The following is a 23,484-nucleotide window of genomic DNA, read 5'->3' on the forward strand; positions in this document are numbered from 1 at the left end:
GTGACACGTGTCGCCTTGCCCTGCCCGCAGGAGGATTTGCCGTGCGTATCCCACGCCACACCCTGGTCCAGTTCAGTGACGTGCATCTGGTCCCCGAGGGTGAACTCCTGCTCGACCGGCTGGACACCGCCGAACAACTGCGTCAGGCGCTCGCGGCGGTCGAGGCGGCGGACCTGGAGCCCGCCGCGCTGCTGTTCACCGGCGACCTCGCGGACACCGGCGACCTGCGGGCCTATCGCCGACTGCGGGCGCTGCTGGCCGACGCCGGGCCGCGGATCGGCGCGCCCGCGCTGTACGGGATGGGCAACCACGACGACCGCGCGGCGTTTCGCGAGGGGCTGCTCGACGTCCCCGCGTCCACCGAGCCGCACGACTTCGTGCACATGGCCGGCGAGGTGCGGGTGATCATGCTGGACAGCACCACGCCGGGCAGCCACTCCGGCGACCTGACGGATGATCAATTGCAGTGGCTGCGTGCCGAGTTGGCCACGCCGGCGGCCGGTGGCACGGTGCTCGGCCTGCATCATCCGCCGATCCCCACGCCGCTCGCGTTCCTGGAGCGACTCTCGCTGCGCGAGCCGACCCGACTGGGCGCGGCCCTCGCCGGGAGCGACGTGCGGATCGTGCTGACCGGCCACAACCACCACGCGACCTGCGGCGTACTGGCCGGGGTGCCGGTGTGGGCGGCCCCGGCCGTCGCCTACCGCGCCGACGTGTTCCCGCCGGCGGGCACCTATCAGGGCGTGGCGGGCGTCGGCTACACCCGGGTCGACCTGTACGAGGACTGCGCGACGGCCACCTTCGTCCCGGTCGGCCCGATCGAGCCGGTGTACGCCTACGAGCGGGCCAAGGTGGACCGCTACCTCGCGGCGCACGAGGGCTGAGCGCGGCCCGGCCGGCGGCGGGCGGGGACGCGCGCCACCGGCGGGTCGGGCTGGTCGGGCTGGTCGGGCGAACGGTTCCGGCGGGCGGACGGGGGCGGCCGTCAGACCTGCGGGCGATAGGTGCCGAAGCTCCAGAGGTTCCCCTCCGGGTCGCGCACGGTGTAGCCGCGGCCGCCGTAGTCCTCGTCCTTCGGCTCGCGCACCACGGTCGCGCCCGCCGACACCGCCCGCGCGCAGTGCGCGTCCACGTCGCCGTCGACAATGCCGTACACGGCCGAGCCGCCGACCGGCCACCGCAGTTGATCGCCGGAGCCCTCAGGCAGGTTGGTGCCGAGCATGATCATGCTGTTGCCGAAGGTCAGCTCCGCGTGCGCGACGGTGTCGTGGTCGCCCGGGACCACGAGCACCGCCTTCATGCCGAACGCGTCGCCCAGGAACGCGATCGCCGCCGTCGCGTCGTTGTAGCGCAGCGTCGGTACCAGGTCGGAGATCAGGGTCTTGTCGCTCATGGTGCACTCCTTGAACCGGATATGGGACCGGTCGTCGACCCGACTGTCGAAACCGGGCACGAAACCGGGGTGGGAACCGGGCATCGCCGAAACCGGGATGGAACCGGATGTCGCCGAGTGATCGATTCCAGCTTCCGGCGAGTGACCCCTCGCGGTATTGGACAAACGGGAACGCCGGCACCGCGGCCGAAGAACGTGCACCGGTTCGCCGCGCCGGGACGGCTCAGCTCGCGAAACCGCCCCCGGGCAGGCGGGAACTCAGATAGGCACCGGGGGTGCAACCGGCGAACGCCTTGAAGTCGCGATTGAAGTGCGCCTGGTCGTAGTAGCCCGCGTCCGCCGCGACCTCCGCCCAGGACCGGAGCGGGTCCTCGAGCAACTCGACGGCGTGCCGAAAACGCAGCAGCCGGGCCACCGTCTTGGGCGGCAGGCCGATCGTCTCGCGAAACCGCGCGCCCAGGTGGCGTCGGCTCCAGCCGGTCTCGCGGGCGAGCGCGGCGACCTCGATCCGGCCCGCGCCGGCCACGAGCAGATCCCAGCAGCGAGCCACCTCGGGCGGCGGTTCGGGACCCAGTTCACGCCGGCGGAGCAGGACCCGGTCCAGGAAGGCGAACCGCGCGGACCAGTCCGGCGCGTCCTGGAGTCGGTCCACCAGCGCGCCCGCGTCCCACCCGGGCAGGTCGTCCAGATGCACGACCCGGTCGGCGATCTCGACCGGCGGCAGACCCAGCAGCGTGTACGCGCCGAGCGGGGTGAGGTCGAGTTGGATGCCGGCCTGCCGGCCGTCGTGCTCGACGATCGCCGGGCCGCCGTGCAGGCCGGCCACGAACGAACTGGTGCTGCCCGGTCCGTACCGGGCGTCGCGTGGGGACCACACTCGGATCGCGGAGAAGCCGATGATCACGGTGACCGACCCGGTCGCCACCTCCCGGCGGCGCAACGGCGCGTGCGTGCGTTCGTCGTACCCGAGGTAGGGATGGATCAGCGGCGCGAGCGCGGGATGCGGGGGCGCGGACACGGTCTCCATCGACCCGAGCGCGGAGGTGTGTCGGGTCACGTGCAGAGTGTCCGTGGGGACCATGCTTCCCAGTCTCACACCCGCCACCGACAAAGCACCGACCAAGGAGTGTCCGATGCGCATCGCGATCTCGGCCGACCAGATCAAGGGTTGTGGCGTCTACCTCGCCGACGAACTGCGCAAGCGCGGTCACGAGGTGCTGCCGTTCGGCGCCTTCGACCCGGCGCACGAGCCGGAGTTCGACGACGACTGGGCGCCGGTGAGCGAAGCCGCCGCGCGCGAGGTGAGGCTGGGGCGCGCGGATCAGGCGGTCGTGTGCTGCTGGACCGGTACGGGCGCCTCGATCGCGGCGAACAAGGTGGACGGGATCCGGGCGGCGCTGTGCACGGACGCGGCCACGGCGGCGGGCGCACGGCGCTGGAACCACGCCAATGTGCTCGCGCTGAGCCTGCGGCTGACCTCCGGGCCGGTACTGATCGAGATCCTGGACGCGTGGTTCGAGACCGCCCCGAGCCAGGAGATCGCCGACGTGCTCAACGTCGAGCGGGTGGCGGAGATCCGGGGCTGAACCAGGCCGGGCCGAGCGGGCCGGGCACGGTGCGGTCGAGGTAGTCGGGCAGGTCGGCGAAGTGGTCGATCACCCCGATCGCGTCGGCCAGCCCGGCCGGACGCCCGGTCGGGGCGATCAGCACCGCCTGCATGCCGTACATGTGCGGCGCGGTGGCGTCCTTGGCCGGGGAGTTCCCGACATACATGATCTGCTCGCGCGGAACCCCGCAGGCCCGCTCGACCTCGGCGTAGAACCGCGGATGCGGCTTGCGCAGGCCGATCGCGCAGGAGAGCACGATCGCGTCGAAGCACGCCTCGATGCCCGCCTCGGCCAGGGTCCGTCGGCGCACCGACTCGGGACGCTGGGTGTCGCAGGCGAGTACGCACACCAGGTCGCGGCGTTCCCGGATGCGCAGCAGCGCGTCGGCGGCCCGGCGGATCACCCGCGAGTCGGGGATCCGCTCGAAGACGAGTTCGGCGACCGCCTCGGGGTCCGGGACGCGGGCCCCGCACAGCGCCGAGGCGTGCCGGATCTCGTCGGCGAAGGGCGTGTGCGTGTCCCGGACCCGGTCCCCCTCGCGGGTGATGCGATGCACGTGGTCGTAGGCGGCGACGAAGGTGTCCGGGACGTCGGTGTCCGGCATCCGGCGGAGCACGTCGAGCACGGTGCGGCCGTCCGGATTGGGTCCGCGGACCGCCAGGGTGTCGCCGAAGTCGAGGGCCAGCGCACGTAGGTTCATGTTCACGCGGGTCCCCGATTCGGGGCCGGGTCAGTCCTGCGCGCGGGCTCCGCGCGGGGTTGTCGGGTCGAGGGTGGGACGGCCGGCGGGCCCGGCGGCCCGGCCGGTGGGTGCGGCTCGATCGTTGGGCTGGGGTCGGGTGTCGGGCTGGGGTCGGGTGTCGAGCGCGGCTCGGGTGTCGGGCTGCGGTCGGGTGGTGGACTCGGGTCGGGTGGCGGACTCGGGCCGGGTGGCAGGCTCGGATCGAGTGGCGGGCGCGACCCGGTCGTCGGGTTCGGTGAGGGTGCGGCCGAGGAACCAGGCGAGGGCGCACAGGGCGATCAGCGGAGCGAGGGCGACGCGCAGGGTCGTCGCCTCGGCGAGGGCGCCGATGGCGGGGGTGGCCACGCCGCCGATGCTCACGGCCAGGCCCAGGGTGACGCCACTCGCGGTACCGACCCGGTTCGGCAGGTAGTCCTGGCCGAGGGTGACGTGCAGTGAAAACGGGATGTACAGCGCCGTCGCGGCGGCCGCAGCGAAGACGTACAGGCCCGGACCGGGCGCCAGCACGATGCCGGCCGTGGCCGGGACGGAGGCGGCGTACGCGCGGCGCAGGGTGCGGGTGCGGCCCCAGCGCGCGGCCAGCCGACCGCCGAGCACGGTGCCGATCGCGCCGCCGGCGAAGAGGGTGAACAGCGCGACGGAGCCGGCCGTGGAGCCGCCCGCGGTGTGCTGCTCGGCGTACAGCGCGATGAACGTGCTCAGCCCGACGAAGACGATCGAGCGGCACACGATGACGGCGGACAGCCGGGCGAACCTCGGCCAGTCGTCCGCGCGGAGCGGACCGCCCGCGGCGCGGGCCGTGGCCGCGTGCCGAGCGAGGCGACGGATCACCGACGCGGTCACCAGGACTCCGGCGACCGCCGGCAGCAACAACCACGGGGTCGCGTCGAGGCCGCCGGCAGACAGGATCGGCGAGGCGACGATGGGGGCGAGCGCGAAGCCGATGTTGCCGCCGAGCGAGTACCAGCCCATCGCGACATGGCTGCCTCGGCAGGCCACCCGGGCCAGGCGCGCCGACTCCGGGTGATAGGCGGCGACGCCCATGCCGGACAGTGCGATGGCGAGCCAGGTGAGCACGTACGAGTCGGCCGGACCGGATAGCGCGATGCCCAGGCCCGCGCCGGTCGTACTGACCGGGATCAGCCACGGCATGGTCCAGCGGTCGGTGAGCGCACCGAACAGCGGCTGCACGATCGAGGACAGCAGGGTCGCGGCCAGCACGATGCCGGACGCGGCGACATAGCCGTAATGCCGCTCGGCCACCAGGAACGGGACCAGGCAGGGCACCGCGCCCTGGTAGAAGTCCACGGTGGCATGGCCGATGGCCATCATCGGGATGGCGCGGCGCTCGGGAGGTCGGGCGGAAGAGGCGGGTCGCTCGGCGCCGAGCGGTCGACCGGGCGGATCGGGATGCCGGGTGGGCGGCTGGTGGTCGGTGGGCAGCGGACGGTTGGTGGGCAGCGCATGGTCGGTGGGCAGCGCATGGTCGGTGGGCAGCGGATGGTCGGTGGGTGCGGGATCGGTCACCCGTCGATGATCCGAGCCGTCGGGTTCGGCGGGCTTCCGATAATCTGCCAGGTGATGCCGATCTCCAGCCGACCCGACGTCGAGCCGGCGAGCGGGCTGACCACGAGCACCCGCCACCTGCCCGCGGGCGGTGGCGTGACCGCACACCGACACGACGTGCACCAGATCGTCTACGCCGGGCGCGGCGTACTGACGGTGACCACCGACGCCGGCAGTTGGGTCGCGCCCGCCACCCGCGCACTGTGGATCCCGGCCGGCACCATGCACCGGCACCGCGCACACGGCCGCACCGTGCTGCACACCGTGGGCGTCCCGGCCGACACCAACCCACTGAACCTGGACGGCCCCGCCGTACTCGCGGTCGGCCCCCTGCTGCGCGAGCTGATCATCGCGTACAGCCGGCCCGAACTCCCGGACACCGCCGAAGGCGCCCGGATCCTGGCGGTGCTCCTCGACCAGCTCCGACACAGCCCGCAACAGGCGCTGCACCTGCCCACCGGCCGGGATCCGCGCCTGGTCGCGGTGTGCGAACTGCTCCTCGCCGACCCCGCCGACCAGCGCACACTCGCCGCCCTGGGCGCCGACGTCGGGGCGGGAGAACGCACGCTGACCCGGCTGTTCGCGGCCGAGTTGGGCATGACGTTCCCGCAGTGGCGCACCCAGTCGCGCCTGCACCACGCGCTGCGCCTGCTCGCTGAGGATGTACCGGTGACCACCGTCGCACACCGCTGCGGATGGTCCTCGGCGAGCGCGTTCATCGACGTCTTCCGACGCGCGTTCGGCCACACCCCGGGCGCGCACCGCACGATCGACTGAACCTGTGGTCGTCGCCGCGCCGCCGGCGGAAACCCGGGACGACGCAGCCCTTGCCTGCTCCGGGCGCCGGCGGCGGATATTCACGTACTCGAATCGTCGGTCGGTTGTGGGCGTCGGGCGTTGGTCGGTTGCGCACGCGAGTCGGACGGTTGCGTGCGCCGGGTGCCGGTCGGTTCGTACGCCCGCCCTCGGTCGGTTCGTACGCCCGTCGCCGGTCGGTTGCCGTACGCCGGGCCTCGGTTGGTCGCGCACGCCCGTCACGGGTCGGTTCGTGCACCCGTCGCCGGTCGGTTGCTTCTGCCCACCGTCGGTCAGTTGCGTACGCCGGGCAGACCCGTGATGAAATCGGCCAACGCGGAGGGGTTTCGGGTCTGGATGAGCACCCTGCCGGGGCCGGTGAAGTCGAAGACCAGCCCCTCGCCGGAGGTAACCGACGCGATGGTCCGCCCACGTGCGGCCCGGCGGGTGGAGAACGTGATGGCGGGCGAATACGCGACCACGTGGCCCGTGTCGACCACGACCTGCTCCCCCGCCTCCAGGTCCAACACGTCCAGCGCGCCGTAGCAGCCCATGATCACCTCGCCTTGGCCGGACGCGTGTACCAGGAAGCCGCCCTCGCCGCCGACCAGGTTGCGCAGTCCGCCCCAGCGGGTGTCGATCTGTACGCCGGCGGAGTTGGCCAGCCAACTGGTCCGGGTGAGCAGAAACTCGGGCACCTCGGGGGTGAGCGTGACATTGGCGATGTCGCCGGGCAGCGCGGTGGCCACGTCGACCCAGCCGCCCCGGTCGGGCGCGGTGAACGTGGTCTGAAAGAACGACTCGCCGCCGAGCACACTGCGCTTGAGGCCGCGCATGATGCCGCCCTCGACCTTGGCGGTGATCTCCACGCCCGCGCTGTGCGCCATCATCGCGCCGGATTCGGCCCGCATCGCCTCGCCCGGATCGAGCGTGCAACGGGCGGCGGCGAACGCGGGACCGTGTCTGACTTCGACTCTCATCCCGCGAACCTCACACGCGCCGGCCGCCCTTACCGACCAAAACGACCCGACCGGGCGACTCCCACCACCCGATCGGGTCCGCGGTTCCACCCACGCTCACTTGGCCGGCGCAATGCCCTTGATCATCGCGAAACGCGCCCCGAAGGGTCGTTCACCATCGAAATCAATCCGACCTACGCCCGGGATGTCGTCCGGCGCCGTCAACTCGGCCGCGCCCAACTCGATCACCCGCGCGAACGACGCGTCACAACCGTCCACACCGATGTAGATCTCCCTAATGGGTCCCTGTCCGGAACCTTCGTGGCACCCCGGCGCCTGGCGCACCCGGGCGCGGCCGGCAGGACGGGCACAGCCGCGCGAGCGCAACGGGTATATCCGGCGCGGCGAGCGCGACGGACACGACAGGCACCGCCAACGTGGGCGCGACGGATTCGGCCCGGCGCACCCAGCAGGCCGGATACGACCAGGGCGGCCGTCGGACACGGCACGGACGTGGCGGGTACGGCGGGGCCCGGCGGGCACAACGCGCGGGCGCGAGGGGCGCATTGGGCGCGGCGACACCGGACGCGGGGCACGCGGAACACAGCAACGCGAGCGCAACGGTGGGCGGCCGGTCGGTTGGGGGTGTCCTGCGTCGGATTCGGTCAGGGGCCGGCCGGACGGAGTCCGCGGGCAAGGACCAATTCGAGGTCGCGGAGTGCGTTCAGGTCGGTGGTCGGATCGCCTCGGACAACGATCAGGTCGGCCGCGTACCCCGGTGCCAATCGACCGGTCTCCTCGGCCAGACCCAATGCGCCGGCCGCACGCGTGGTGGCCATCTCGATGATGCGGTCGAGCGGGAACCCCAGGTGCTCGTACAGCCCGAGGGCACCCACGAAGTCGCCGAAGCCGGACGACGGCAGCCCCGCGTCGGTGCCGGTGACCAGCCGAACACCGAGGTCGTCCATCCAACGCAGCCGGGCGAAGGACCGTTCGGCGCGCTCGGGGCCGAGCCGGTCGATGAAGGCGCGCCAGTTCGGCGACATCGCCGAGCAGACGTGAATGCCCTGGTCCACGATCCGCGCGGCGATGTCGTCCCGCTCGTCCGGGACGCCGTCGGTGAGCCAAGTGCAGTGTTCGATCGAGTCGACACCGGCCTTCACGGCGGCGACGATCGACGCGGTCCCGTGCGCGTGCGCGGCCACCCGCAGCCCCGCGTCGTGCGCCTCGGCCACGATGATCCGCAATTGTTCCGCGTCGAACTGCGACTCCCACATGGCCGCGCCACCCGGCGTCATCTGCCCGCCGCTCGCCATCACCTTGATCAGGTCCGCGCCGGCCGCGACGTTGCGCGCGATCCGGTCCCGAATCGACGCGGCGTCGGTCACCTCTCCACCGAGGAACCAACAGTGCCCACCCGGCGGCGTCAACGGCGCGGTCGCGGCCAACAACCTCGGCCCCGGCACCTCCCCGGCCGCAATCGCATCCCGCAACGGCACCGCCAACGCGCCCCGATCGCCGAGGTCCCGAGCCGTCGTGACACCACCCGCGAGCAACTCCCGGGCCCGCGCCGCCATCCCGACCGCAAGCGCATCATCGTCGGCCGCCCGCAACGAACCCACCGGATCCGGCCCCGCATCGAACGCCAGATGCACATGACAGTTGATCAGCCCCGGCAACACCGTGGCCCCCGGATGATCACTCCGCTCGACCCCCGGCCTGGCAAGACCCTCCACCACATCACGCGGCCCCACCGCCACGATCACCCCACCATCGACCAACACCGCCCCACCCTTGATCCGCTCCCCCGCCGGCCCCACCAACACCTGCCCAGCCACAACCAACAACACCACCCACAACCTCCTCCACGTCACACATGAACCCCTGTCCCCTCCACCGTCACACGCCGCCCCACTCCCCAACACCCAAAAACCCCAGACCACGCCCCCAACATGCCCCGAACCCCGCGACGTGCCTGAAAGTTCGCGCAAGTCCGTGATGCGAAAAACGGGCCGAGGCGCCGTCCCGGATCCCGGCCCTTCGGCCCTCGGCCCTCGGCCCCTCGGCCCTTCCGGAACCGAGCCCGAGCAGCAGTGCCGAGCATGGATGTGAGCGGCGCTCTCGATTTGGACGCGCGCTCGCAACGTGAACAGTGCTCACGGGCGCCGACGCACTCCCCGATGTGAGCAGTGCTCTCGGTATGGACTCGCGCTCTCGATCTGGGGCGCTGTTCACGTTGTGGAGAGCCGCTCGCGGTTCTGCCAGCCGCTCGACTTGCTGTGGGCGAGGGGCATTTGGGGCTGGGCGCGTACATGTTTGCCGGTCATTCGCGGTGTGAGCACCGCTCTCGATGTGAGCACTGCTCTTGATATCAACGGGTGCTCTCGAATCGATCGGATGCTCTTGATCGCATCGGTTCTTCCGGCTCAGGTCGGTGCCGGGTGACCCACCGCCTCGGCCCGGCCCGAGTCGACCCGACCAAGGACGGGCTCCGACCCGGCCGGTCAACGCATCAGTCCGACCCGGCCCAGTCGACGCCGCCGTCCAACCCCAGCCCGCCCTGCGCGGCCGACCCAAACCGCCCCAATCAACGCCTGAGTCCGACCTTCCCCATCCGGCTAGACCCTGCCGAGCCTGACCTGACCCAGCGCACCCCAGCCCCGACCTGGCTCGGCCCAACTCACCTCAGCCCAACCTGGCCCAAGCCAGCCCCCGACCCAGCTCCGCCGACCCGGCACGCCCCAGCCCGGCTCAACCCACCACCCCGGCGGACCAGTTCCACCGACCCAGCCCACCTCGGAACCAGCCGACGCAGTGCATACCGACCCAGCCGGCAAGGCGCCCCACCCCCGGCCGACCAGCTCCGCCAACCCAGCCCACCTCGGAACCAGCCGACCCAGCGCCTACCCACCCAGCCGGCAAAGCTCGACCCACCCCCGACCCGACGCGCCCCGCCCCGCCCCGGCTCATCCCAGTCCCGACCGACCCAGCGAATGCCGGCCCAGCCAAAACCGACCCACCGCCGCCAAGCCCCCACACACCCCAGCCCCAGCCGGCGACCCAGCACCCCCAGCCCAGCCGGCCAAGACCGACCCACCTCCCACCCGCCACGCCCAACCCGCACTCCACCGCACCGCACCGCGTCAGGGATCCCCCGCCCTATGTCGTCGCGCCGGCCGGCGGCGCCGTAGGCGTTGGCGTCGTTGCCGTTCCCGGCGTCGAAGGCAGCAGGGGTTCGCATATCTTGAGGGCTTCGGCGGTTTTGGGGTCGTTTCGGTCCAGGGCGGGTGCGCCGCCCGGTGGGAGTTCGACCTGGTGGTCCTTGAGGCAGCCGGCGAAGGCCTGGCCTGCCGAGTTGCCGCCGCGTCTCGGGGCGTCCGTGCCGCCGCCGGCGCCGCCACCGCCGGCCGGGCCCCGGGAGGGGCGTAGTTTCGCGCAGGCTTCCTCGGCCTTGCGGTACGCCGGGTCCGTCGCGCGGGGATTGGGTCGCCCGCTCGGGAAGGCGGTGGGTCGCTCGCCGGCTGGGCGGCTCGGGCGGCCGGATGGGCGCGGCTCGCCGAACGGGCGGGACTCCCCGGAGGGGCGGGGCTCGCCGGATGGGCGGTTGCCGCCGTCCGGTCGTCCGGTCGGCACCGCGACGCCGTTTTCGCGCAGGCATTCGGTGTACGCCTTGGTCGCGTCCCCACCACCGTTCGCCGCGCTCGACGGGGCCGAGGCACTCGTGCTCTTGCCGCTGCTCCCCCCACATCCGGCCAGCAGCAGCACGAGTGCCGAGGCGGCGGCCGGCGCCACCGTTGTGGTCCACGCCGGTCGACCCGGGTACCTCGTCATGACGTCCTTCCCACGAGCTTCGGGGTCGGCGCCGGACGGCGCACCGCCCATCCGCCCAGGACTCAAGCACGACGGGATGGTGAAAGCCCGCGCGCCGACTGGGAGTTCTCTGGGAGCCCCGCCGAGACGGGCCACACGTCGCCCTCGGGCCGACGTGTGGCTTGTCATGATCGGGCCCGATTTCGGCGTACCGCGCCGGCCACCGCCTGCCTCGAGGCGCTTCGAGGCGCTTCGAGGCGCGCCGGGGCTCCCAGTGAACTCCCAGGCGACGGCCAGTGTTCGGGGACGTGTTCGGACCAGGCTGTGCGGCCATGAGGCGTGTACGACTACGACGGAAGTCGGTCCTGATCAACCTGGCCCTGGCCACCGCGATGGTGACCGGCGTGGGCTTCGCCTACGCGGCGGTGGACGACGGCGGTGAATCGGCCGGCGCGACGCGCACGCGTACCGGCAAGGTGACCAAGGGGACGGTGCAGGCCACGGTGTCCGCGTCGGGGTCGTTGACCTCGCCCTCGGACGTCGGCGTCGGCTTCACCGCCGCCGGCCGCGTCACCGCCGTCGGGGTCAAGGTCGGCGACACCGTCACCGCCGGTCAGGTCCTCGCGCAGGTCGACCCGACCCAGGCGCAGGAGGCACTGGACGCGGCGAAGGCGGCCGTCACGGTGGCCCAGGCGAACCTGACCAAGGCCCAGGCGGGCACCCCGGTCCAACAGAACGGCGGCAACGGCAACGGCGGTGGCAGCGGCAACCAGGGCACGGACGCCCAGAACACAGTCCTGCGCGGCTCGACCGCCGGCAGCGCGACCACAACCGGCGGCACCGCGACCACCGGCGGGACCGGCGGCACAGGCGATGTGCCCGCCCCCACGTCCACATCCACGCCGGCGCCGCCCCGGACCTCGACGCCCCCCGTCACCCAGCCGCACCCGACCGTCACCGTCACCGTCACCAAAGCCCCGACGGCCACCCCGACGCCGAGCACGACGGTCGACGCGGCGGCGGTGACCCAGGCCGAGTCGGCCCTGATCGCGGCGAACAACAAGCTCGCCGACGCCCAACGCGCCCTGGACGGCTGCGTACTCAAGGCGCCCTCCGCCGGCATCGTGGCATCGGTCTCCGGCAGGGTCGGCGACACCGTCTCCGCCACCACCACCTCCTCCTCCGGCGGATCGAGCGGATCGAGCGGATCGGGCTCATCAGGCGGAGCAGGAGGCGCAAGCGGCGGCGGCCAAGGCGGTTCCGCCACCTCCACCACCACCGTCACCGGCTTCGTCGTGATCGCCAACCCGACCGGCATGGAGACCAGGGTGTCCTTCTCCGAGGCCGACGCCGCCAAGGTCAAGGCGGGTCAGCCGGCCACGGTGACGCTCAACGTGAACTCCGCGATCCGGCTGAACGCCAAGGTGGTCAGCGTGAATCCGCTGCCGGACGGCGGTTCGACCTCGGGTTCGGTCAAGTACGGCGCGACGATCGCGCTGCAGGGCGACGTGTCCACGCTCCGGACCGGACAGACCGCGAACATCTCGGTGGTCGTCGCGCAGGCCGACAACGCGTTGCAGGTGCCCTCCGCCGCCGTCACCGGCACCGGCGCGACGGCCTCGGTACGGATCCTGGTCAACGGCGCCGAGCAGCGCCGTACGGTGACCGCCGGCGTGGTCGGCGACCAGACCACCCAGATCGTCTCCGGCCTGGCCGAGGGCGACGAGATCGTGATCGGCACCGTCGCCGCGGCCGGTTCCGCCGGCTCCACATCGGGCCGCTCCGGCCAGTCCACCCGAGGCGCGACTGCCGGCGGCGGGCAACCCGCCCCGGGCATAGGCAACTTCCCCGGTGGCGGAGCGGTCGGCGGCGCCTCGGCCGGCGCGTCGGGCGGCGGCCTCCCGCGCGGCGGCGCACGATGAGCGAATCGCACGCGGACCGACCCGTGCCCGTCATCGACGTGCGCGCGGTGACCAAGTCGTACGGGCACGGCGCCGCCTCGGTGCACGCGCTGCGCGGCGTCGACCTGACCATCGAGGTCGGCGAATACGTGGCCATCATGGGCAGTTCGGGCTCGGGCAAGTCGACGCTGATGAACGTGCTGGGCTGCCTGGACGTGCCGACCTCCGGCCGCTACCTGCTCGACGGCCTCGACGTCGGCCGGATGGACGAACACCAACTCGCCCTGGTCCGCAATCGGCGCATCGGGTTCGTTTTCCAGTCGTTCAACCTGATCCCGCGCACCAGCGCGCTCGCTCAGGTCGAACTCCCGTTGTCCTACGCCGGGGTACGCGCCAAGGAGCGCCGACGTCGGGCGCTGGCCGCGCTCGACCTGGTCGGCCTGGCCGACCGTACCGACCACGCGCCCAACGAGCTCTCCGGCGGCCAGCAGCAACGCGTCGCGCTGGCCCGCGCGTTGGTCACCACGCCCGCCCTGCTGCTCGCCGACGAGCCGACCGGCAACCTGGACAGCCACAGCACCGCGGAGGTGCTCGGAATCCTGGACCGGCTGCACGGCTCCGGACGCACGATCGTGATCATCACCCACGAAGACGAGGTGGCCGCCCGCGCCCAGCGCATCCTGCGCCTGGTCGACGGCCTGGTGGTCACGGACCACCGCCGCACCTCGGCCCGGACCACCCCGAACCCGGCACCCGTCCGCGTGCCGACCGGCGCTCCCACCGAAGGAGCCCGCCGGTGAACCCCGTCGAAGTGCTCCGCTTCGCCGTCCTGGGCCTGGCCGCGAACAAGATCCGCACCGCACTGACCATGCTCGGCGTGCTGATCGGCGTCGGCGCGGTGATCCTGCTGGTCGCCGTGGGCAACGGCTCGTCCAAGTCCGTCCAGGCCTCGATCCAGCGACTCGGCACCAATCTGCTCACCATCTCGCACACCGCCGGCGGCGGTCGCTTCGGCGCGGCCGGCCAGGGCGGTGCGCTCAAGGACCTGACCCTGGATGACGCGCAGGCCCTGGTCGACAAGAACCTGGCCCCGCACGTCGCGTCGGCGGCGCCCGTGCAGACCGCGTCGCAGAGCGTCACCTACGCCGGCCAGGCGGTCACCGTGTCCCAGGTCGTCGGCACCACACCGGACTGGTTCGCCACCACCAACCACGACCTGGGCCAAGGCGCGCTGTTCGGCACCGAGGACGTGAACGCCCGCCGCAAGGTCGCCGTCCTGGGCAGCACCACGGTCGAGAACGTGTTCGGTACGGAGAACCCGATCGACAAGGAGATCCTGATCGGGGGCGTACCGTTCCGCGTCGCCGGCGTGTTGAAGACCAAGGGCGGCAACGGCGTGGCGGACTCCGACGACACGATCGTGTTGCCGGTCACCACCATGCGCGACAGCCTGACCGGCTACGGCTCGCTCTCCTCGATCGCGGTCCGGGCCACCTCCTCGGCGGACACCACGCTCGCCCAGGACGAGGTCACCTCGATCCTGAACAACCGTCACCGGATCACGAGTTCGACGCAGAGCGACTTCCGGATCACCAACCAGCAGTCGCTGTTGAGCGCCAACGACGAGACCAACAAGACCTTCACCGTGCTGCTCGCGGCGGTCGCGGCGATCTCGCTCCTGGTCGGCGGGATCGGGATCACCAACATCATGCTGGTGACCGTCGCCGAACGGACCCGGGAGATCGGCATCCGCAAGGCGATCGGCGCCCCGCGCGGAGCGATCCTGGGCCAGTTCCTCGCCGAGTCGACCCTGCTGTCCGTCCTCGGCGGCGGACTGGGCGTGGCCGCCGGGCTGTTCGCGGCGCGCTTCGAGGTGGTCGGGATCACGCCCGTCGTGGTGCCGAGTTCGGTGGTCGGCTCGTTCGCCGTGTCGGTCGCCATCGGCCTGTTCTTCGGCGGCTACCCGGCCGCACGCGCGGCGGCGCTGCGCCCGATCGAGGCGCTGCGGCACGAATAGCCCGACCGACCACCGCCGTTCCAGCGTCCCAGGAGGACCGAGACCATGACGCCGAAGCACCGCGTCGACCGAGACGACACCCGACCACAGACCGCCGTCCCCGACACGGCACGGCCCGACACCGAAACTCTCGACCGACACGACACTCGGCCACAGACCGCCGTCCCCGAAACAGCGCGTCCCGATACCGAGGCACCGGACCGACAGGACACCCGGCCGCAGAGCCGCATCCCCGACACAACGCCGTCCGACACCGAGACCCTCGGCCCCCGTTCCCGCATCCCCGCGCCCGGCGACCCCGGGCCGGCGGCGAACGCGGCGGCCGAGACCGGGTTCGTCGGCGGCTTCCGTACCGAACCGGAAGCCGCCGACGAATCCCACCTCGACGAATCCCACCTCGACGAATCCCACCTCGACGAATCCCACCGCGACGAATCCCACCCCGACGAGTCCCCGGAGGACATCCTCGGCCGGCCGCCGACCGCTCGCGACGTGGCCGCCGAACTCACCGCCCCGCCCCGGCGCAGGCTCCCCGCGCTGACGCTGACCCTGGGCGCGGGTGTGTTCCTGGCGGTCGGCTTCCTGGCCGGCGTCGAGGTGCAGAAGGATCAGGGCGAGGGCACGAATCAGGCCGCCGGACCCGCCGCCGCGCAGGGCGCGAACCCGTACGGCGCCCGCGCCGCCGGCGCGCCTTCGACCGGTGGCGGCGGACAAGGCACCGGGCGTACCGGCGGCGGCGCGGCGGCCGGCCCCGGAGCGGGCGCCGGCTCGGACCTGACCACCGGGACCGTGAAGGTTGTGGACGACTCTTTCATCTACGTCTCAGATTCGGCCGGCAATATCGTCAAGGTGAAGACCGACGCCGCAACCAAGATCCAGGTCGTCCGGGACGGCAAACCCGTCGACCTCAAGCCCGGCGACGCCGTCGTGGTGCGTGGCGCCACGGACGCGGACGGCTCGGTGGCCGCCACCTCGGTCACCGAGGGCACCGCCACGGCCGCTCGCCCGGGAGCCGGCAACCCCGGCACGAGCGCCGGCGGCGCGAACGGAACGGCAGGCCCGAGCGGATCGGCAGGCACGAGCGCCACGGCCGGCGGGACGAGCGGAGCCGGCTCCACCGCCGGCGGGACCGGCTGACGTGACCACGCCCACCGAAGCCGGCGCCCGCGCCCGCCTCCTGGTCGTCGACGACGAGCCCAACATCCGCGAACTCCTGTCCGCCAGCCTGCGCTTCGCCGGATTCGACGTCGACTCGGCGGCGGACGGCACGGACGCCCTCGCGGCGGTCGCGCGCTGTCGGCCGAACCTGGTCGTCCTCGACGTGATGCTCCCGGACCTGGACGGCTTCGAGGTGGTCCGCCGGCTGCGCGCCGACGGAACCCACCTGCCGGTACTGTTCCTGACCGCCAAGGACACCACCAAGGACAAGATCACCGGACTGACCCTGGGCGGGGACGACTACGTCACCAAGCCGTTCAGCCTGGAGGAGTTGATCGCCCGCATCCACGCGGTGTTGCGCCGGGTGGACGGCGGCGCGGCCCTGCCGACGCCGTCGAACCGGATCGTGGTCGCCGACCTCGAACTCGACCCGGAGGGCCACGAGGTGCTGCGCGGCGGCCGTCCCGTGCAACTCTCGCCGACCGAGTTCAAGCTGCTGCGCTACCTGATGCTCAACACCGGCCGAGTGGTGTCCAAGACCCAAATCCTGGACCACGTCTGGCAGTACGACTTCGGCGGCGACCTGAGCATCGTCGAGTCGTACATCAGCTATCTCCGCCGAAAGGTCGAACTCGACGTCGGCGGAGGCAAGTTGATCCACACCGTGCGCGGTGTCGGATACGTGCTGCGCCGCCCCCAGCCGACGGTCTGACGGCGCCCCCATGCGCCTCCCGCACCCGAGGCGGTCCTCGCTGCGTACCCCTCGCCCGGGCCGGTCCTCGCTGCGCTTCCCGTACCGGAACCGATCCTCGCTGCGTATGCCTCGCCCGAGCCGGTCCCCGCTGCGTTTCCCGCACCCGAGTCGGTCGTCGCTGCGTGTCCGGGTCCTGATCATCGCGATGGCCCTGGTCGCCGTCGCGCTGTTGGTCAGTCAGACGGTCGTGGTGGGTTCGCTGCGCGGCTACCTCACCGACCAGGTGGACCGGCAACTGGCCCAGGCCGCACGCGGGATGGCGTTCCGTGCGCCGGAGTCGGGCGAGCCGCGGAGCGGGCCGCGCGGGCGGGCGCCCGGTGTGCTGCCGAGCCGGATCGTGGCCGAGTACCTGTTTCCCGACGGCACCACCCGCCAGCGGATCCGCTCGCCGGGCGCCGAGGACGAGTTGGGACCCCGACTGCCGAAGCTGGACACCGACACGGTGCTGGGTTTGCAGCGACGGGCGTTCGAGACCGACTCGGTGAGCGGCGACGGGCGTTGGCGGGTGCTCGCGGTGCCGGTGGCGGGCGGCGAGGGCAGCGTGGTGCTGGCCCAGCCGCTGGACGACGTGCGCGCGACGGTCGACCGGATGCGCACGGTGTGCCTGGTGATCGGCCTGAGCTGTCTGACCGTGCTCGCCGCGGCCGGCTGGTTCGCGCTGCGCGGCGGCCTGCGCCCGCTGCGCCGGATCGAGGAGACGGCGGCGGCGATCGCGGCCGGCGACCTCTCGCATCGGGTCCCGGTACCCGCGCCCGGGACCGAGATCGGCCGACTGTCCACATCGATCAACGGCATGCTCGCCCAGATCGAGACCGCGTTCGCGGCCCGGGCCGAGTCGGAGACGCGGATGCGCCGGTTCGTCGCCGACGCCGGACACGAATTGCGCACCCCGCTGGCGAGTGTGCGCGGCTTCGCCGAGTTGTACCGGATGGGGGCGCTCACCGATCCCGCCGAGGTGGCCCGGACCATGCGCCGGATCGAGGACGAGGCGATCCGGATGGGCGGCCTGGTCGAGGACCTGCTGCAACTGGCCCGCCTGGACGAACAGCGCCCGCTCTGCAACGAGCCGGTGGACCTGCGGATCCTGGCCGCCGACGCGGTGCACGACATCAAAACGCTGGCGCCCGATCGCTCGGTCACGCTGACCGGGCTGGACGGCGGCGCGGCGCATCCGGTGATCGTCTCCGGCGACGAGTCGCGGCTGCGCCAGGTGGTGGCCAACCTGGTCTCCAACGCGCTGACACACACCCCGGCCGGGACCGCGATCCGGATCGCGGTGGGCCGGACCCCGGCACCGGACCCGTGCGCGGCTCTGGAGGTCACCGACGCCGGCCCCGGTCTGGCACCGGCCGACGCACAACGCGTCTTCGAACGCTTCTACCGCGTCGACTCCTCCCGCAGCCGGGCCGCCGGCGGCGGCTCGGGCCTGGGCCTGGCGATCGTCGCCGCGCTGGTCAACGCACACGGCGGCCGGGTCGAGGTACGCACCGCACCCGGTCGCGGCGCCGCGTTCCGGGTGCTGCTGCCCTGACCCGGTCGGGGCCGCCCGACCGAGCCGCCCCACCCGACCGGACCCCATCGTGCCCACCCCGCCTCGGAGCCGGGCTGCCCCGACCAACCCGGCCGCCCCCACCCGACCGAACCCGTCGTGCCCACCCCCGACTCGGAACCGGAACGCGCCGCCCCGCTCCGACCCGCCCCGACCGCACCGCCCCCGCCCCGTCTCAGCCCCCCGTCCGAGACCACCGACCCGTCCCCGTGCCGGCCCGAGCCCGCACCCACATACCGGCCATACCGGCCCGGCCCACAGCATCCGCCGACCGTCACCGGCCGGTGATCCCGCGGCTCCGCCGTACCCCGGCGAAGGCGGTCGGCAAGTGCCCGCGTGGGCGGTGTCGAGCCAACCCGAGCGAGTGGCGCCGGAGGGCGCCTACTGCGATTTCAGTAGGCGCTCGTCCCATTTCGGTAGGTCGCAGTGTCCGTAGCCGCATGACGACCGGAGGGGCCCCGCCGGACGAGCCTTGAGCGGTCATCGCATGTGGATAGGGAGACCCTGACGTGGCGACTTTTCTGTATCGGCTCGGCCGCGGCGCCTTTCGGCGCCGCGGCGCGGTCCTCCTGGTGTGGCTGGGGGTGCTGGCCGCGGTCGCGGTGGGCGCTGCGCAGGCGCAGGGGCCCTCGGACGAGGAGTTCTCGATGCCGGGGATCGAGTCGCAAAAGGCGTTCGATCTCATGGAGGAGCGTTTTCCCGGAACGGCCGCGGACGGCGCCACCGCCCGGGTCGTCTTCGTCGCCCCGGGCGGGCGGAAGGTGACCGCGGGCGACCTGCGGAAGGCCGTCGAGGACGCGGTGGGCTCGCTGGGCTTCGGCCCGCAGGTGGCCGGTGTCGCGGACCCGTTCGAGTCGAAGGCCGTCAGTGAGGACGGTTCGACGGCGTACGCGACCGTCACCTACAAGGTGGAGTCCGCCGACGTCACCGACGCCAGTCGTGCGGCGGTGGACAAGGCGGCGGAGCGGGCGCGGGCGGCGGGCTTGACGGTGGAGACCGGCGGGTCGGCGATGGACAGCGGCGGCGGACCCGGCGGGACCGCAGAGATCGTCGGCCTCTCGGCGGCGGCGGTCGTGCTGCTGTTCACGTTCGGGTCGATGGCGGCCGCGGGCCTGCCGCTGCTGACCGCGATCGTGGGTGTCGCCGTGAGCCTGTTCGGAATCCTGCTGCTCGCGGGCCCGTTGGGCCTGTCCTCGGACACCATCACCCTCGGGATGATGCTGGGCCTGGCGGTGGGCATCGACTACGCCCTGTTCGTGGTGTCCCGCTATCGGGAGGAGCGCGGGCGCGGCCGGGCACCGCAGGAGGCGGCCGGGGTGGCGGTGGGTACCGCCGGGTCGGCGGTCGTGTTCGCCGGGCTCACCGTGGTGATCGCACTGGCGGGTCTGTCGGTGGTCGGGATTCCGACACTGACGAAGATGGGCCTGGCCGCCGCGGGGACCGTCGCGGTCGCCGTACTCGTCGCGTTGACGGTCGTCCCCGCGCTGCTCGGGTTCTGGCCCGACGCGGTGCTGGCACGCAGGGCGCGCAAGGCCGGCACGCGTGGCATCACCGGGCCTGCCGACCGCACCGCCGGCGGGCGGGGCAACCTGGGCACGCGCTGGGCACGTTTCGTGCTGCGTCGTCCTGTGGCGGTGCTGGTTCTCGGCGTGGTCGGCCTGGCCGCCCTGGCCGTGCCGATGGCGTCGCTGCGGTTGGGCATGCCGGGTGACGAGGCCAAGTCCACCGCCACCACCGAGCGGCGGGCCTACGACGCGCTCGCCGAGGGCTTCGGCCCGGGCTTCAACGGGCCGCTGACCATCGTCGTGGACGCGAAGGGGGCAGCCGACCCGCAGGCCGCGGTGCGCGCCGTCAGCGACCGGATCGGCGACACGGACGGCATCGTGTCGGTCTCCCCGGCCCGCTTCAACCAGGCCGGCGACACGGCGGTCTTCCGGGCCACCCCCTCGACCAGCCCCACGGACGAGAAGACCAAGGACCTGGTGGAGACGATCCGCCGCGGCCGGGCGGCTGTGCAGAAGCAGGCGTCGGCGACGTTCGAGGTCACCGGCACGACCGCGCTGAACATCGACATCGCCGCGAAGGTGCAGTCCGCGCTGGTGCCCTATCTGGCGGTGGTCGGCGGCTTGGCGGTGGTGCTGCTGCTGTTGGTCTTCCGGTCCGTCCTGGTGCCGGTCAAGGCGGCCCTGGGTTTCGTCCTCTCGGTGCTGGCGGCGCTGGGCGCGTTGGTGCTGGTCTTCCAGGAGGGACACGCCGCGGACCTGTTCGGGGTGGAGCAGACCGGGCCGATCATGAGCCTGATGCCGATCTTCATGATGGGCATCGTCTTCGGGCTGGCCATGGACTACGAGGTCTTCCTGGTCTCCCGGGTGCGGGAGGCGTACACCCACGGGGAAGCCGCCGATCAGGCGATCGTGTCCGGGTTCCGGCACAGCGCCCGGGTGGTGACGGCCGCCGCGCTGATCATGATCGCGGTCTTCTCCGGGTTCATCGGGGAACAAGGGGGGCTGATCAAGATGCTCGGGTTCGGCCTGGCCGCCGCGGTGCTCTTCGACGCATTCGTGGTCCGGATGGCGATCGTGCCCGCCGTCCTGGCCCTGCTCGGCGACCGTGCCTGGTGGCTGCCGAGGTGGCTGGGCCGCGTCCTGCCCCGGGTCGACGTGGAAGGCGGGGCGCTCGGCCACGCACGACCCGACCATGACCCGGAAGGGCCGGTCCAGGCCCGCGTGTGACCGGCTCCACCCAGGACCGCCCGAGACCCGTGTCTCGGGCGGTCCGCACGCCCCGTCCTCGTGGTCGTCGGCGACCATGGATTCCTGCAACGCCCCCCAGCGGAGAGCACGATGACCAGCTACCTCGAACGGTACGCGGAGCGCCACGCCCGAACCGCGGACGTGGTGACGGCGGTGGCGTTGTGCGTCTGCACGCTCTTCGGGGCCCAGATCAGCACGTCCGAGTCCTCGCCCCCGCACGCCCTGTGGCCCGCCTGGATCCTCGTGGCCTCCGGCGCGGCCGTCCTGGCCGCCCGCAGCCGCCCGCGCGCCACCCTCGCGGTCACCGCCGCCGCGGCCGCCCTATTGACCGCCCTGGGCTACCTGCCCAGTCCCCTGCTGCTGGCGCCCGTCATGACCGCCCTGTACTGGCTGGCCGCGCTTACCGATTCACGGACCACCGGCGTCTACGGCTCGGCGACCGTGGCCCTGCTCGTGGCCACCTCGCTGGCCGGCGCGCCGCTCGGCGACGACTTCATCCTCCGCACCGTGGGCACGGTCCTGTGGCTGCTGCTGCCGGTGTCCCTGGGCGGCAGGAGCCGCTTCCGGCGCGCCTACCTCGAGTCCGTCCAGGCCCGCGCCGCGCACGCCGAACGCACCCGCGAGGAGGAGGCCCGGCTCCGCGTCGCCGAGGAACGCATGCGCATCGCCCGCGAACTCCACGACGCCGTCGCCCACCACATGGCCGTCGCCCACGCCCAGGCCGGCACCGCCGCCCATCTCGCCGACACGCACCCGGAGCAGACCCGCAAGATCCTCGCCGACCTGGTCGGCACCACCACCTCCGCGCTCCTGGAACTGCGCGCCACGGTGGGCGTGCTGCGCCAGACCGCCGACCCGCACGCCTCCCCGCTGGAACCCACCCCGGGGCTGGACCGCCTGCCCGAACTGGTCGCGGCCTGCGCATCGGCCGGCCTGACCGTCACCGTCGACATCGAGGGCGAGGCTCGGCCGCTGTCCCCGGGAGTGGACCTGACCGCCTACCGGATCATCCAGGAGGCCCTGACCAATGCCACGAAACACGCGCCCGACCACGCGGCCCGAGTCCGGCTGCGCTACGACGGCTCGCGTCTGCTCATCACCGTCACCAACGACGGCACAATGCACGGCGGGGCCGTCCCGCCGATGCCCGGCGGCGGATACGGACTGATGGGCATGCGCGAACGTGCCCATTCCGTCGGTGGCGACCTGCGCGCCGGCCCCCGACCCGAAGGCGGATTCGAAGTCGCCGCCGCCCTCCCCTTCCAGCCCCGCACCCCGGAGCCCCGCACCCCGGCGGACGCCCCGACCGGACGACGACCCGAGGAAACCCGTTGACCATCCGCGTCCTGCTCGCCGACGACCAGGCCCTGCTGCGCGGCACCTTCCGGCTCCTGATCGACTCCTGCGACGACCTGGAGGTCGTCGGCGAGGCCGCCGACGGCCGGGAGGCGGTGGAACTCGCCCGCGTGCACCGGCCCGACGTCGTCCTCATGGACATCCGCATGCCCAACGGCGACGGCCTCGCCGCCACCGGCACCATCTGCGCGGACCCCGGCCTAGCCGGCACCCGCGTCCTCATCCTGACCATGTTCGAGACCGAGGAATACGTCGCCCAGGCACTACGTGTGGGTGCCAGCGGCTTCCTCGGCAAGTACGTCACCACGGACACGCTGCTGGACGGCATCCGCACCATCGCCGCGGGCGAAGCCCTCCTGTCCCCGGGGGCCACCCAAGCGCTGATCACCCGCTTCCTCACCACCCCCGCCGCAGGACCGCCCCTCGCCCCGGCCGAACGCCTCGCCGACCTCACGCCCCGTGAACAAGAGGTCACCGTCCTGGCGGCCCACGGCAAATCCAACGACCGGATCGCCCGAGAACTCGTCCTGAGCGTCCTGACCGTGCGCACCCACATCCAACGAGCCATGACCAAACTCGGCGCCCGCGACCGCGCCCAACTCGTCGTCATCGCCTACCAGAGCGGCCTGGTACGCCCCGAACCACCCGGCCTCTGACGACAGCGGGCGCGGCGCCCCGCCGGACGGGCCGCGTCGTACCCCGGCTCAGGGCTGGTCCGGGACCGCCGACATGTCCATGTACACGACCTCCCACAGGTGGCCGTCCGGGTCCTGGAAGCTGCGGCCGTACATGAATCCCTGGTCCATCGTCTCGTTCGACGTCCTGGCGCCCGCCGCGAACGCCTTCTCCACCAGCTCGTCGACACCCTCGCGGCTCTCCGCGCTCAGCGCGACGATGGCCTCGGTGGCCTTGGTCGCGTCGACGATCTCCTTGCTCGTGAAGGTCTTGAAGAACGGCTCGACGAGCAGCATCACGTGGATCGTGTCGCTGATCGCGAACGAGCTCGCGTTCTGGTCGCTGAACTGCGCGTTCTGGGTGAACCCGAGCGCGGTGTAGAACTCGGTCGCCTTCGCGAGGTCCTTGACCGGCAGGTTCACAAAGATCATCGTGGCCATGATGCGTCC

21 protein-coding genes are annotated in these 23,484 nt (G+C 72.5%); 12 read left to right on the top strand and 9 right to left on the bottom strand.

All coding sequences use genetic code 11. The features are described from left to right. The first annotated feature begins 41 nt into the window (after positions 1–41). Complete coding sequence (locus ACIBSV_RS29795; protein WP_395868370.1) at positions 42–884, top strand: metallophosphoesterase; 843 nt, start codon at positions 42–44, stop codon at positions 882–884. Between the two features lie 101 nt (positions 885–985). Here ACIBSV_RS29795 and ACIBSV_RS29800 read toward each other — a convergent pair whose 3' ends face one another. Together ACIBSV_RS29800 and ACIBSV_RS29805 are read right to left on the bottom strand one after the other, a co-directional pair. Next, positions 986–1,393: a VOC family protein gene (locus tag ACIBSV_RS29800; protein WP_395868371.1), complete on the bottom strand. Its 408-nt coding sequence runs from the start codon at positions 1,391–1,393 to the stop codon at positions 986–988. A gap of 223 nt (positions 1,394–1,616) precedes the next feature. Then, the gene (locus ACIBSV_RS29805) at positions 1,617–2,474 is read right to left on the bottom strand and encodes a helix-turn-helix domain-containing protein (RefSeq protein WP_395868373.1); all 858 of its coding nucleotides are present in this window, start codon (positions 2,472–2,474) and stop codon (positions 1,617–1,619) included. 52 nt (positions 2,475–2,526) lie between these two features. On the opposite strand from ACIBSV_RS29805, the gene ACIBSV_RS29810 reads away from it, so the two are divergent. Further along, complete coding sequence (locus ACIBSV_RS29810) at positions 2,527–2,979, top strand: RpiB/LacA/LacB family sugar-phosphate isomerase (RefSeq protein WP_395868375.1); 453 nt, start codon at positions 2,527–2,529, stop codon at positions 2,977–2,979. On the opposite strand, the gene ACIBSV_RS29815 is transcribed toward ACIBSV_RS29810, so the two are convergent. Both ACIBSV_RS29815 and ACIBSV_RS29820 read right to left on the bottom strand, forming a co-directional pair. Continuing rightward, the gene (locus ACIBSV_RS29815) at positions 2,945–3,700 is read right to left on the bottom strand and encodes an HAD family hydrolase (RefSeq protein ID WP_395868377.1); all 756 of its coding nucleotides are present in this window, start codon (positions 3,698–3,700) and stop codon (positions 2,945–2,947) included. The two genes, ACIBSV_RS29810 and ACIBSV_RS29815, sit on opposite strands and share 35 nt — an antisense overlap. A 30-nt stretch (positions 3,701–3,730) precedes the next feature. Then, the gene (locus tag ACIBSV_RS29820) at positions 3,731–5,269 is read right to left on the bottom strand and encodes an MFS transporter (RefSeq protein WP_395868379.1); all 1,539 of its coding nucleotides are present in this window, start codon (positions 5,267–5,269) and stop codon (positions 3,731–3,733) included. Between the two features lie 54 nt (positions 5,270–5,323). Between ACIBSV_RS29820 and ACIBSV_RS29825 the strand changes: the two genes are divergently transcribed. After that, on the top strand, positions 5,324–6,085 hold the full coding sequence (locus ACIBSV_RS29825; RefSeq protein ID WP_395868381.1) for an AraC family transcriptional regulator: 762 nt from the start codon (positions 5,324–5,326) through the stop codon (positions 6,083–6,085). Positions 6,086–6,396: 311 nt separating this feature from the next. Here the strand turns inward: ACIBSV_RS29825 and ACIBSV_RS29830 are convergent, their stop codons facing one another. The 4 genes from ACIBSV_RS29830 to ACIBSV_RS29845 form a co-directional block, all read right to left on the bottom strand. After that, positions 6,397–7,083, bottom strand: a complete 687-nt coding sequence (locus tag ACIBSV_RS29830; protein WP_395868383.1) for a TIGR00266 family protein — start codon at positions 7,081–7,083, stop codon at positions 6,397–6,399. Positions 7,084–7,179: 96 nt separating this feature from the next. Beyond that, the gene (locus ACIBSV_RS29835; protein WP_395868385.1) at positions 7,180–7,311 is read right to left on the bottom strand and encodes a hypothetical protein; all 132 of its coding nucleotides are present in this window, start codon (positions 7,309–7,311) and stop codon (positions 7,180–7,182) included. 416 nt (positions 7,312–7,727) lie between these two features. Further along, positions 7,728–8,915, bottom strand: a complete 1,188-nt coding sequence (locus ACIBSV_RS29840) for an amidohydrolase family protein (RefSeq protein ID WP_395868387.1) — start codon at positions 8,913–8,915, stop codon at positions 7,728–7,730. A 1,306-nt stretch (positions 8,916–10,221) separates the two neighbouring features. Beyond that, positions 10,222–10,893, bottom strand: coding sequence for a hypothetical protein (locus tag ACIBSV_RS29845; protein WP_395868389.1), 672 nt, complete (start codon positions 10,891–10,893; stop codon positions 10,222–10,224). Between the two features lie 311 nt (positions 10,894–11,204). On the opposite strand from ACIBSV_RS29845, the gene ACIBSV_RS29850 reads away from it, so the two are divergent. The 9 genes from ACIBSV_RS29850 (at position 11,205) to ACIBSV_RS29890 (ending at position 23,016) form a co-directional block, all read left to right on the top strand. Continuing rightward, positions 11,205–12,794, top strand: a complete 1,590-nt coding sequence (locus tag ACIBSV_RS29850) for an efflux RND transporter periplasmic adaptor subunit (RefSeq protein WP_395868391.1) — start codon at positions 11,205–11,207, stop codon at positions 12,792–12,794. Then, positions 12,791–13,573 carry an ABC transporter ATP-binding protein gene (locus ACIBSV_RS29855; protein WP_395868393.1) on the top strand — a complete coding sequence of 261 codons (783 nt, stop codon included), beginning with the start codon at positions 12,791–12,793 and terminating at the stop codon, positions 13,571–13,573. The genes ACIBSV_RS29850 and ACIBSV_RS29855 overlap by 4 nt, the downstream gene beginning before the upstream one ends. Then, complete coding sequence (locus tag ACIBSV_RS29860; protein WP_395868395.1) at positions 13,570–14,790, top strand: ABC transporter permease; 1,221 nt, start codon at positions 13,570–13,572, stop codon at positions 14,788–14,790. The genes ACIBSV_RS29855 and ACIBSV_RS29860 overlap by 4 nt, the downstream gene beginning before the upstream one ends. 45 nt (positions 14,791–14,835) lie before the next feature. Then, the gene (locus tag ACIBSV_RS29865; protein WP_395868397.1) at positions 14,836–15,927 is read left to right on the top strand and encodes a hypothetical protein; all 1,092 of its coding nucleotides are present in this window, start codon (positions 14,836–14,838) and stop codon (positions 15,925–15,927) included. A 1-nt stretch (position 15,928) separates the two neighbouring features. Next, complete coding sequence (locus ACIBSV_RS29870) at positions 15,929–16,660, top strand: response regulator transcription factor (RefSeq protein ID WP_395868399.1); 732 nt, start codon at positions 15,929–15,931, stop codon at positions 16,658–16,660. A gap of 106 nt (positions 16,661–16,766) precedes the next feature. Then, positions 16,767–18,233 carry a sensor histidine kinase gene (locus tag ACIBSV_RS29875; protein WP_395868401.1) on the top strand — a complete coding sequence of 489 codons (1,467 nt, stop codon included), beginning with the start codon at positions 16,767–16,769 and terminating at the stop codon, positions 18,231–18,233. Between the two features lie 527 nt (positions 18,234–18,760). Further along, positions 18,761–20,983 carry an MMPL family transporter gene (locus ACIBSV_RS29880; protein ID WP_395868404.1) on the top strand — a complete coding sequence of 741 codons (2,223 nt, stop codon included), beginning with the start codon at positions 18,761–18,763 and terminating at the stop codon, positions 20,981–20,983. Positions 20,984–21,094: 111 nt separating this feature from the next. Next, positions 21,095–22,339, top strand: a complete 1,245-nt coding sequence (locus ACIBSV_RS29885) for a sensor histidine kinase (RefSeq protein ID WP_395868406.1) — start codon at positions 21,095–21,097, stop codon at positions 22,337–22,339. Then, positions 22,336–23,016, top strand: a complete 681-nt coding sequence (locus ACIBSV_RS29890) for a response regulator (RefSeq protein ID WP_395868408.1) — start codon at positions 22,336–22,338, stop codon at positions 23,014–23,016. Before ACIBSV_RS29885 ends, ACIBSV_RS29890 begins: the two co-directional genes overlap by 4 nt. A 48-nt stretch (positions 23,017–23,064) precedes the next feature. On the opposite strand, the gene ACIBSV_RS29895 is transcribed toward ACIBSV_RS29890, so the two are convergent. Next, on the bottom strand, positions 23,065–23,475 hold the full coding sequence (locus tag ACIBSV_RS29895; RefSeq protein ID WP_395868451.1) for a VOC family protein: 411 nt from the start codon (positions 23,473–23,475) through the stop codon (positions 23,065–23,067). Positions 23,476–23,484 lie beyond the last annotated feature (9 nt).

The sequence above is a fragment of the Embleya sp. NPDC050154 genome (assembly GCF_044460165.1).
Taxonomy (GTDB): domain Bacteria; phylum Actinomycetota; class Actinomycetes; order Streptomycetales; family Streptomycetaceae; genus Embleya.